9 protein-coding genes are annotated in these 9,668 nt (G+C 65.2%); 6 read left to right on the top strand and 3 right to left on the bottom strand.

The window, feature by feature from the left end; translation table 11 throughout:
- Positions 1–13 precede the first annotated feature (13 nt).
- The 3 genes from purM (at position 14) to B7G52_RS22380 (ending at position 3,361) form a co-directional block, all read left to right on the top strand.
- Positions 14–1,054 carry a phosphoribosylformylglycinamidine cyclo-ligase gene (gene purM, locus B7G52_RS22390; protein WP_096699874.1) on the top strand — a complete coding sequence of 347 codons (1,041 nt, stop codon included), beginning with the start codon at positions 14–16 and terminating at the stop codon, positions 1,052–1,054.
- A 33-nt stretch (positions 1,055–1,087) separates the two neighbouring features.
- Positions 1,088–2,314 (top strand): MFS transporter, encoded by a 1,227-nt coding sequence (locus B7G52_RS22385; RefSeq protein WP_096699873.1) that lies wholly within the window; start codon positions 1,088–1,090, stop codon positions 2,312–2,314.
- A gap of 111 nt (positions 2,315–2,425) precedes the next feature.
- Positions 2,426–3,361 (top strand): ParA family protein, encoded by a 936-nt coding sequence (locus B7G52_RS22380; protein ID WP_096699872.1) that lies wholly within the window; start codon positions 2,426–2,428, stop codon positions 3,359–3,361.
- A 153-nt stretch (positions 3,362–3,514) separates the two neighbouring features.
- Here the strand turns inward: B7G52_RS22380 and B7G52_RS22375 are convergent, their stop codons facing one another.
- Positions 3,515–4,366 (bottom strand): SirB1 family protein, encoded by an 852-nt coding sequence (locus B7G52_RS22375; RefSeq protein WP_096699871.1) that lies wholly within the window; start codon positions 4,364–4,366, stop codon positions 3,515–3,517.
- A gap of 54 nt (positions 4,367–4,420) precedes the next feature.
- Complete coding sequence (gene murJ / locus B7G52_RS22370) at positions 4,421–5,986, bottom strand: murein biosynthesis integral membrane protein MurJ (RefSeq protein ID WP_096699870.1); 1,566 nt, start codon at positions 5,984–5,986, stop codon at positions 4,421–4,423.
- Between the two features lie 231 nt (positions 5,987–6,217).
- Between murJ and rpsT the strand changes: the two genes are divergently transcribed.
- On the top strand, positions 6,218–6,526 hold the full coding sequence (gene rpsT / locus B7G52_RS22365; protein ID WP_096699869.1) for a 30S ribosomal protein S20: 309 nt from the start codon (positions 6,218–6,220) through the stop codon (positions 6,524–6,526).
- Between the two features lie 268 nt (positions 6,527–6,794).
- Here the strand turns inward: rpsT and B7G52_RS22360 are convergent, their stop codons facing one another.
- Positions 6,795–7,106: a DUF3579 domain-containing protein gene (locus B7G52_RS22360; RefSeq protein WP_096667996.1), complete on the bottom strand. Its 312-nt coding sequence runs from the start codon at positions 7,104–7,106 to the stop codon at positions 6,795–6,797.
- Between the two features lie 229 nt (positions 7,107–7,335).
- Between B7G52_RS22360 and B7G52_RS22355 the strand changes: the two genes are divergently transcribed.
- Both B7G52_RS22355 and argF read left to right on the top strand, forming a co-directional pair.
- Positions 7,336–8,559, top strand: a complete 1,224-nt coding sequence (locus tag B7G52_RS22355; protein WP_096699868.1) for an aspartate aminotransferase family protein — start codon at positions 7,336–7,338, stop codon at positions 8,557–8,559.
- Entirely contained in the window at positions 8,556–9,491 is a 936-nt protein-coding gene (gene argF / locus B7G52_RS22350) for an ornithine carbamoyltransferase (protein ID WP_096699867.1), read from the top strand. Before B7G52_RS22355 ends, argF begins: the two co-directional genes overlap by 4 nt.
- Positions 9,492–9,668 lie beyond the last annotated feature (177 nt).

Below are 9,668 nucleotides of genomic sequence, written 5' to 3'. Positions count from 1 at the left end.
CCACCCAAGCAGCATGACCACCTCCTCCCCCTCCCCCCTGAGCTACAAAGACGCCGGCGTTGACATCGACGCGGGCGACGCCCTGGTTGAACGCATCAAGCCCCTGGCCAAGAAAACCATGCGCGAAGGCGTGCTGGCCGGGATTGGCGGCTTTGGCGCGCTGTTCGAGGTGCCCAAACGCTATAAAGAGCCGGTGCTGGTCAGCGGCACCGACGGCGTGGGCACCAAGCTGCGCCTGGCGTTCGAATGGGCCATGCACGACACCGTGGGCATCGACCTGGTGGCCATGAGCGTCAACGACGTGCTGGTGCAGGGCGCCGAGCCGCTGTTCTTCCTGGACTACTTTGCCTGCGGCAAGCTCGATGTGGACACCGCCGCCGCCGTGGTCGGCGGCATTGCCAAAGGCTGCGAACTCAGCGGCTGCGCATTGATAGGCGGCGAAACCGCCGAAATGCCCGGCATGTACCCCGAGGGCGAATACGACCTGGCCGGTTTTGCCGTGGGCGCCGTTGAAAAGTCCAAAATCCTGACCGGCAAGGATGTCAAGCCCGGCGACGTGGTGCTGGGCCTGGCCAGCAGCGGCGTGCATTCCAACGGTTTCAGCCTGGTGCGCAAGTGCATTGAACGCGCGGGCGCCGACTTGCCCGCGACGCTGGATGGCCAACCGTTCAGGCAGGCCCTGATGGCGCCGACGCGCCTGTACGTGAAAAACGTGCTGGCCGCCCTGGCCGCCCACCCGATCAAGGCGCTGGCCCACATCACCGGCGGCGGCCTGCTGGAAAACATTCCGCGCGTGCTGCCAGAAGGCACGGCCGCCCATCTGAAAAAGGGCAGCTGGCCGCAAACCGAGCTGTTTGCCTGGCTGCAGAAAACCGCCGCCATTTCCGATTTCGAGATGAACCGCACCTTCAACAACGGCATCGGCATGGTCGTGGTGGTGGATGCCGCCCACGCCCAGGCCACCGCCAACACCCTGCGCGACGCCGGCGAGCAGGTGTATGAGATCGGTGTGATTGCGCCCCAAGGCGACGGCGCCGCGGTCACCGTCAGCTAGGGCAGGCGCCACAGGCCCAAGGATCACGCCGCCATGCCCGGCACCCCTGCTGTCCCGCCACAACGGCTTCCGGCCGCCATCTGGGCACTGGGTTTTGTCAGCCTGCTGATGGACATCTCCTCCGAGATGATCCACAGCCTGTTGCCCGTCTTCATGGTGACGGTGCTGGGCACCAGCATGTGGGCCGTCGGCCTGATTGAAGGTGTTGCCGAGGCCACGGCCCTGATCGTCAAGGTCTTCTCGGGCGTGCTCAGCGACTACTGGGGCAAGCGCAAACCGCTGGCGGTGCTGGGCTACGGGCTGGGCGCCGCCTCCAAACCCCTGTTTGCGCTGGCCACCACCACCGGCATGGTGCTGGCCGCCCGCCTAATCGACCGTACCGGAAAAGGCATACGCGGCGCACCGCGTGATGCGCTGGTGGCTGATCTGGCCCCGCCCGGCATGCGCGGTGCGGCCTTCGGGCTGCGCCAGTCCCTCGATACCGTGGGTGCCTTTGTCGGGCCGCTGCTCGCCATGGGCCTGATGCTGCTCTGGGCCAACGACTTCCGGGCGATCTTCTGGGTCGCCATGGTTCCGGGTTTCATGGCGGTGGCCTTGCTGCTGTTCGGGGTGCAGGAAGCCGCACCGGCACCGGATAAGGCCGCGGCGCCACGCCGCAACCCGATCAGCCGGGACGAGTTGCGGCGGCTGGGGGCCCCGTACTGGCGCGTGGTCGTGATTGGCGCCGTCTTCACCCTCGCGCGTTTCAGCGAAGCCTTTCTGGTGCTGCGCGCGCTGCAGGGCGGCCTGCCCATCGCCTGGACGCCGCTGGTGCTGATCGGCATGAACGTCGTTTACGCCCTAGGCGCCTACCCCTTCGGCAAACTGTCGGACCAGATGAGCCACACCAAACTGTTGGCCGCGGGACTGGTGGTGCTGATCGCCGCCGATGTGGTGCTGGCCTCGGGCAACCACTGGACTTTTGTCTGGGCCGGCATTGCCCTGTGGGGCTTGCACATGGCCATGACCCAGGGCCTGCTGGCCACCATGGTGGCCGACGCCGCACCTGCCGACCTGCGCGGTACCGCCTTCGGGTTTTTCAACCTGATGAGCGGCCTGGCCATGCTGCTGGCCAGCACAGTGGCCGGGGTGTTGTGGGACCAGCTGGGCGCCCCGGTGACCTTTGTCGCGGGCGCGGTCTTCAGCCTGGCGGCGTTGGCGCTGCTGGGGTACTGGCGCGGTGCACGGGTCTACGATGACGCCGCGGCCTCCCCTGAATAAGACATTTTTGCTACAAAAATACTAGCTGCTTGCGCTCGCATTCATTGGGCAGACTGGACTTTTTAGCCACCTTGTATCAAACTGTTGCTTCTGTCCGTTTCTGGAGCATTCATGCCGGTCATCGCAGTCGTCAACCGCAAGGGGGGCAGTGGCAAAAGCACACTGGCCGCCCACATCGCGGCGTGGTGCGCGCGCAATGGCAGCGCCGTCATGCTGGGCGATGTGGACCGGCAGCAATCGGAGCGTGCCTGGCTGAAACGGCGCGACGCCTCGCTGCCGGCCATCGCGCCTTGGGCGGTGGACCAGAAAAACATGTTGCGTGTGCCCACCGGCATCACCCACGTGGTGCTTGACACCCCCGGCGGCATGCACGGCTTTGAACTCGCGCGCGTCGTGATGTTTGCCGACACCATCGTGATGCCGGTGTGCAACTCGATGTTCGACCGCGAATCGGCCGAGGCCTGCCACGCAGAACTGATGGCCATGCCGCGTGTGGCCAGCGGCCGCTGCCGCCTGGCGGTGGTGGGCATGCGTATCGACGGGCGCACCCATGCCGCCCAGACCCTCGAAGAATGGTCGGAATCGCTGGGCGTGCCTTTTCTGGGCGCCCTGCGCGAAACGCAGCTTTACGTACGCAGCCTGGAGCGTGGCCTGACGATTTTTGACCTGCAGCCCCAGCTGGCGGCTGCCGATCTGGCCCAGTGGGCGCCCATCCTGCAGTGGCTCAAGCCCCAGCTCTACCCGCCGCAGGCCGCCAACGACGGCCCAGGCGTGGTGCGCCCCCCGGCGCGCAGCCTGGCGCCCAAAGGCGCGGTGTCACCCCTGACCGCGCCCGGCGAGGTGGTGTCCAGGCGGCTGGGTTCTTTGCCGGGCAGCCTGATGCCGGCCCAGGAGTCCATGGTCCAGGGTGGCCGCATGTCCACCCTGAGCGCCAGCCGGACCGCGCCCGCCCCGGTGCGTCCCCCGGTCTTGCCCACCCTGGTCCGCCCCGCACGCGCCGCCGACAGCCCGCTGATTCCCCGGTTTTTGAAACGCAGCGCTGGTTAAACAGGCTCCCACGTTCGCTCACTGCGTGTAGCTCTCTGCCCCCCGAGGGGGCGCTGCGCCTGCGGACTGGCAAAGCCAGATCCGCGGCCCCTGCTTGAAAAAAATCCTCAACGATCGCTTACTGCGTGCGGCCCCCTGCACCAGCCATCCGGCTCAGCTTTTCTGGCGCCGCAGTCGGGCCAGGCGGTCGGCGATGGCATCGAGGTCCAGCGCGTCCTCGGCATGCGCAATGTAAGTCTCCAGGTCCGGCACGGCGCGTCCGGCCTCGCCCTGCTCGGCCAGCGCCAAGCCGCGATCGCGGTAGTCGGGCCAGGACGCGGGATGCAGCACGATCAGCCGGTCCTGCACGGCGATCAGCCGCGGCCAGTCCTGCTGGGTCTTGTGGATTTCCTTGAGGTTGCGCAGCATGCGGCTGATGATGTCGCGGGACGGCACCGACTGCAGGTACAGGCCGATCGGCACCTCGAAGTCATCCACCAGGCCGCTGCGCTGGCGAAACGGCTCCAGCCGCTCGGCGAGCTCTTCGCGGCTCAGTGACTGGCCGGTAAAGGGGTCGATCACCACCTGGCCCTTGGGCAGGTTGACCTTGACCATGAAGTGGCCCGGAAAAGCAATGCCGCGGGCATTGAGCCCGACACCGCCGGCCAGTTCCAGCCAGAGCACCGCCAGCGAGATCGGAATGCCGCGCCGGGTCTTCAGCACCGCGTTCAGGTAGCTGTTGTCGGGGTCGTAGTAGTCATTGATGTTGCCGCCGAAGTTCAGGTCGCGGAAGAAAAACTGGTTCAGCGCCCGCAGCCGCTGCAGGGCCGAGGCGTCGGACGGCAAGCGGCGCTTGAGGCGGGCCAGCAGCTGGTCCACATCACCGAGCACCTGCTCCACATCCAGATCCGGGTACTCGTCCTGGGCCACACTGACCGCCGCTTCCAGCAGCGGAAAATGCTCATCGCTTTGCACCAGGCTGGCAAAGTACTGCAGGGGCGACGGAACATCCAGATTGAGCGGCATGACGCTACTTTCTCACAAAGCGCCGGGCGACGCGAGTGCCACGACCGAAAAACGTCAGCGCCGCATCAACTTTCGCACTTTCAGGCCGGTGGCCCAAAGCGCTCCGAAATAAATAGCAGCTGACGCAGACAGGACAAGGGCCAGCAACCCGATTCGCTTGAAGGATTCGGCCCGCAGCCCGGTCCAGCTGACGGCCTGGGCGGCCCACATCAAAAAGACCGCGAGCAGCGCCGTGGCGGCCAGCACCTGCAGAGAAAACATGCCCCAGCCGGGCGACGGCTTGTAGCTGCCGCGCTGGCGCAGGCCGATCAGCAGCCACAGCGCATTGATCAGCGCGCCTATGCCGATGGCCAGCGCCAGCCCGGCGTGCTGCAAGAGCGGCACCAGCGCCAGATTGAGCAGTTGCGTGATCACCAGCACCACCAGTGCAATGCGCACCGGGGTCCGGATGTCCTGGCTCGCGTAAAAACCGGGCGCCAGCACCTTGATGGCCACCAGGCCCACCAGCCCGGCGCCATAGCCCATCAACGCCGTCGTGGTCTGCTGCACATCGCGGTCGGTGAAGGCGCCGTAGTGGTACAGCGTGGCCACCAGCGGCTGGGCAAAGGTCAGCAGGGCGACGGCGCTCGGCACCGCCATCAGCACGACTATGCGCAGGCCCCAGTCCAGCATGGCGGAATAGGCGTCAGCGTCGCCTGCGGCCTTGGCGGCGGCCAGCTGCGGCATCAGCACCACCCCGATGGCCACCCCCAGCATGGCGGTGGGGAACTCCATCAGGCGGTCCGCGTAGGTCAGCCAGCTGACGCTGCCGGGCGTCAGGTGCGAGGCGATCTGGGTGTTGATGATGGTGGAGACATGGGCCACACTGACCCCCAGCAGCGCCGGCATCATCAGGCGGGCGATGTTTTTTGTTCCGGGGTCGGCCCAGGCGCTGCGGATGGCCGTCCAGCCCAGGCCGATACGCGGCAACAGCCCTATCCTGAGCAGGGCCGGCACCTGCACCGCCAGCTGCAGGGCTCCGCCCAGCATCACGCCGCCGCCCATCGCGTAAATCGGCTCAATGCCCAGGGTCTTGAGCCAGGGCGCACCGAGCCAGGCCGCGCCAATCATGGAGAGGTTCAGCAGCACCGGGGTGGCAGCCGGCACGGCAAAACGCTTCCAGGTGTTCAGAATGCCGGCCGACAGGGCCACCAGCGACATGAAACCGATGTAGGGAAACATCCAGCGCGTCATGAAAACCGCCGCCTCGAAACCGCGCGGCTCCTGCTTCAGCCCGCTGGCCATCAGCCAGACCAGCACCGGAGCCGCCGCGACCCCGATCACGCAGGTCAGCAGCAGCGCCCAGGCCAGCAAGGTGGCGACCCGGTTGACCAGCACCTGGGTGGCCGCCTCGCCGTTCTGGGCCTTGCTGGCAGCCAGCACCGGCACAAACGCCTGGCTGAACGCACCCTCGGCAAACAGGCGGCGGAACAGGTTGGGAATGCGGAAAGCGACGTTGAAGGCGTCCGTCATGGCGCTGGCGCCAAACGTCGAGGCCACCAACAGCTCCCGCACCAGACCGGTGATCCGGGACACCAGCGTGAACAGGGAAACGGTGGACGCGGATTTGAAAAGTGACACAACGGGAGTTTAAGGCCCCACACCGCTCACTTCACATGCTGCGGAACCATGCTCCAGCCCCTCCTCCCTTCTATTTCAAGCAGGGGCCGCGGGTCCGGCTTTGCCGGCCCGCAGGCGCAGCGGCCCCCTCGGGGGGCAGGGAGCTACACGCAGTGAGCGACCGTGGGGGTATAATCAGAGGCTTTGCTAAGCATCATCCGCAGACCCTTCCTCATTTAAAGGAACACTTATATGGCTACCGCCAAACCCAAGAAAAAGAACCCCCGCCTGGCCTCCGGCCGCAAACGCGTCCGCCAGGACAGCAAACTCAATGCCGCCAACACCTCGCTGCGCTCGAAATACCGCACCGCCGTGAAAAACGTCGAAAAAGCTGTCGCCGCCGGCGACAAGACCAAAGCCACCGAGCTCTTCGCCAAGGCGCAGGGCATTGTGGACACGATCGCCGACAAGGGCATCTTCCACAAGAACAAGGCAGCGCGTGACAAGAGCCGCCTGTCCACCAAGGTCAAGGCACTCGCCCTGGCCACTCCCGCCGCGTAAAACCCACCGCCTGAGCAATCAGGCAACCCGCCCGGACTGATCTTCAGTCCGCCGTTCTGCAGGGTGCGCTGCCAGCAAAGCAAAAAAGCCGTCTTTCGACGGCTTTTTTGTTTTCCGCTCCCCCCAAGGATGAGTCAGAAAGCGTAGCGAGCGGATGCGAGGCAAGGCGCACGGAGCGCAGCAACCGGAATGTACTTGAGGTACATGAGGATTGCGAGCACCGCGCAACGCCGCATCGCAACCGCGCAGTAGCTTTATGGCTCGTCCGCTATGGCTTGTCCGGAATCAGGCAGGCCTCGGCGATCTGCAAATCATTGTCCTTGGCGAAATTGATCGCAAAGTCCCAGGCCATGGGCTCGGCGTCGCGCAACTCGCTGTTGACCACCACACACTTGACGCCGTTGATCACCGTGGGCACACACCACGGGGAATAGGTCAGATGGCTGCCGGGCTGCGGGCCACCGGGGCGAAACTGGCTCATCACCCCGCACAGCCGATCCGCCCAGTCGCTGGGGCGAAAGGTTTTGCCGTCGCGGGTGATGCCTTGAATGAAGACTTCTTTGGCGGTGTTGGAGACCATCGGGTGGAGGGTTTTTGCGTGCCCGGGGCCAGGATCGAGCCCCATGTTGCAGCGCACAACGATTCTATCTTATATAAGACTGGAGCCTTGGCTTTCCGCCCACACGGCCACGCATGGCTGTGATGCAGGATCCTCACCAAAGGCCGCAGGGTCTGCGCCTAAAATCACTTCAGAGCCGCCGCCTCGATGGTGGCCTCCCTGTTTTTCAGCCCTGTCCCCGGAGTTTCCAATGACCGCAGCCCTTCCCCAGCACATCGAAGCCGCCTCCCCCCACGTGATGAACACCTACGGCCGCCTGCCGATAGCCTTGTCGCATGGCCAGGGCTGCCGCGTCTGGGATGTCAACGGCAAGGTCTACCTCGACGCGCTGGGCGGCATTGCGGTCAACACCCTGGGCCACAACCACCCGAAACTGGTGCCGGCCCTGCAGGACCAGATTGCCAAAATCATCCACAGCTCCAATTATTACCACGTGCCCAACCAGGAAGTGCTGGCGGCCAAACTGGTCGAGCTGTCGGGCCTGGAAAACGTGTTTTTCTGCTCCACCGGCCTGGAAGCCAATGAGGCCGCACTGAAGCTGGCGCGCAAGTTCGGCCACGACAAGGGCATAAACCGCCCTGAAATCGTGGTGTACGAAAAAGCCTTCCATGGCCGCAGCATTGCCACGCTGAGCGCCACCGGCAACCCCAAGGTGCAGGCCGGTTTTGGTCCGCTGGTCGAGGGTTTCATCCGGGTGCCGCTCAACGACGTGGCCGCGCTGGAAAGCGCCACCGCCGGCAACCCGAATGTGGTGGCCGTCTTTTTTGAGGCCATCCAGGGGGAAGGCGGTGTCAACCCGATGGACGCCGACTACCTGCGGCAGGTGCGCGCCCTGTGCGACAGGCGCGACTGGCTGCTGATGATCGACGAAGTGCAGTGCGGCATGGGCCGCACCGGCAAGTGGTTCGCGCACCAGTGGGCCGGCATCAAGCCGGACGTGATGCCGCTGGCCAAGGGCCTGGGCTCGGGTGTGCCGGTCGGCGCGGTCGTGGCGGGTCCGAAAGCGGCGCACATCTTTGCCCCCGGCAACCACGGCACCACCTTCGGCGGCAACCCGCTGGCCATGCGCGCCGGGGTGGAGACCATCCGGATCATGGAAGAAGAGGGCCTGCTGGCCAATGCGGCCAAGGTGGGCGCACACCTGAAGTCCGCCCTCAGCCACGAACTGGCTGCCGAGCTGGCTTCGGGCGCAGTCAAGGAAATCCGCGGCATGGGCCTGATGCTGGGCATCGACCTGGCCAAACCCTGCGGCGACCTGGTCAAACGCGCTGCCGACAAGGGCCTTTTGATCAGCGTGACGGCCGACAGCGTGATCCGGCTGGTGCCGCCGCTGATCATCACGCAAGCCGAGGCTGACGAAGTCGTGGCCATTTTGTGCCCGCTGATCAAGCAGCTGCTGACGGAGAAACCATGAGCACCCCGGCCAGCACGGCGATCCGCCACTACCTGCAGTTCAGCGACCTCAATGCCGCCGAGTACGCCTACGTCTTCGAGCGCGCCGCCCTCATCAAGAAAAAATTCAAGGCCTACGACAAACACCAGCCGCTGGTGGACCGCACGCTGGCCATGATTTTCGAAAAAGCCTCGACCCGCACCCGCGTCAGTTTTGAAGCCGGCATGTACCAGCTGGGCGGCTCCGTGGTGCACCTGACCACCGGCGACAGCCAGCTGGGCCGCGCCGAGCCGATCGAGGACAGCGCCAAGGTGATCAGCCGCATGGTGGACCTGGTGATGATCCGCACCTACGAGCAGACCAAGATCGAGCTGTTTGCCGCACACTCGCGCGTACCGGTGATCAACGGCCTGACCAACGAGTTCCACCCCTGCCAGATCCTGGCCGACATCTTCACCTACATCGAACACCGCGGCAGCATCAAGGGCAAGACCGTGGCCTGGGTCGGTGACGGCAACAACATGGCCAACACCTGGCTGCAGGCCAGCGAGATCCTCGGTTTCAAGGTGCACCTGAGCACACCGACCGGCTACGAGGTGGACCAGTCGGTGGCCGGCATCCGCTCGGCCGACAGCTACAAGGTCTTCAAGGACCCGATGCAGGCCTGCGCCGGCGCTGACCTGGTCACCACCGACGTCTGGACCAGCATGGGTTACGAAGCCGAGAACGAAGAACGCAAAAAGGCGTTTGCCGACTGGTGTGTGGACAGCGACATGATGAAGGCCGCCAAACCCGACGCTCTCTTCATGCATTGCCTGCCGGCGCACCGCGGTGAAGAGGTCGAAGCCGATGTGATCGACGGGCCGCAGTCGGTGGTCTGGGACGAGGCGGAAAACAGATTGCACGTGCAGAAGGCGCTGATGGAGTTTTTGCTGCTCGGCAAGGTTGAGTAAGTTACCGGAGCGGCATCACGCTGCGCCTGCGGTTCGCTCTGGACAGTAGGAGCGACTCCCCACTCCCACTCCCACTCCCACCCCTAGCCCCTGCCCTCGCCCCGCTGGGCAATGGAGGGGGGACTTCATTTGGCCGCGTGCGCTGCGATCACGTTCAAACATGGCGACCGCTTGACT

The organism is Polaromonas sp. AER18D-145 (genome assembly GCF_002379095.1).
Lineage (GTDB): Bacteria > Pseudomonadota > Gammaproteobacteria > Burkholderiales > Burkholderiaceae_C > Polaromonas.
This window is presented reverse-complemented; position numbering and strand designations above follow the sequence as displayed.

Excerpts from the sequence above, each read along its gene's own strand:
- purM (WP_096699874.1), top strand. The coding sequence starts at position 14 with ATGACCACCTCCTCCCCCTCCCCCCTGAGCTACAAAGACGCCGGCGTT.
- B7G52_RS22385 (WP_096699873.1), top strand. The coding sequence starts at position 1,088 with ATGCCCGGCACCCCTGCTGTCCCGCCACAACGGCTTCCGGCCGCCATC.
- B7G52_RS22380 (WP_096699872.1), top strand. The coding sequence starts at position 2,426 with ATGCCGGTCATCGCAGTCGTCAACCGCAAGGGGGGCAGTGGCAAAAGC.
- B7G52_RS22375 (WP_096699871.1), bottom strand. The coding sequence starts at position 4,366 with ATGCCGCTCAATCTGGATGTTCCGTCGCCCCTGCAGTACTTTGCCAGC.
- rpsT (WP_096699869.1), top strand. The coding sequence starts at position 6,218 with ATGGCTACCGCCAAACCCAAGAAAAAGAACCCCCGCCTGGCCTCCGGC.
- B7G52_RS22360 (WP_096667996.1), bottom strand. The coding sequence starts at position 7,106 with ATGGTCTCCAACACCGCCAAAGAAGTCTTCATTCAAGGCATCACCCGC.
- B7G52_RS22355 (WP_096699868.1), top strand. The coding sequence starts at position 7,336 with ATGACCGCAGCCCTTCCCCAGCACATCGAAGCCGCCTCCCCCCACGTG.
- argF (WP_096699867.1), top strand. The coding sequence starts at position 8,556 with ATGAGCACCCCGGCCAGCACGGCGATCCGCCACTACCTGCAGTTCAGC.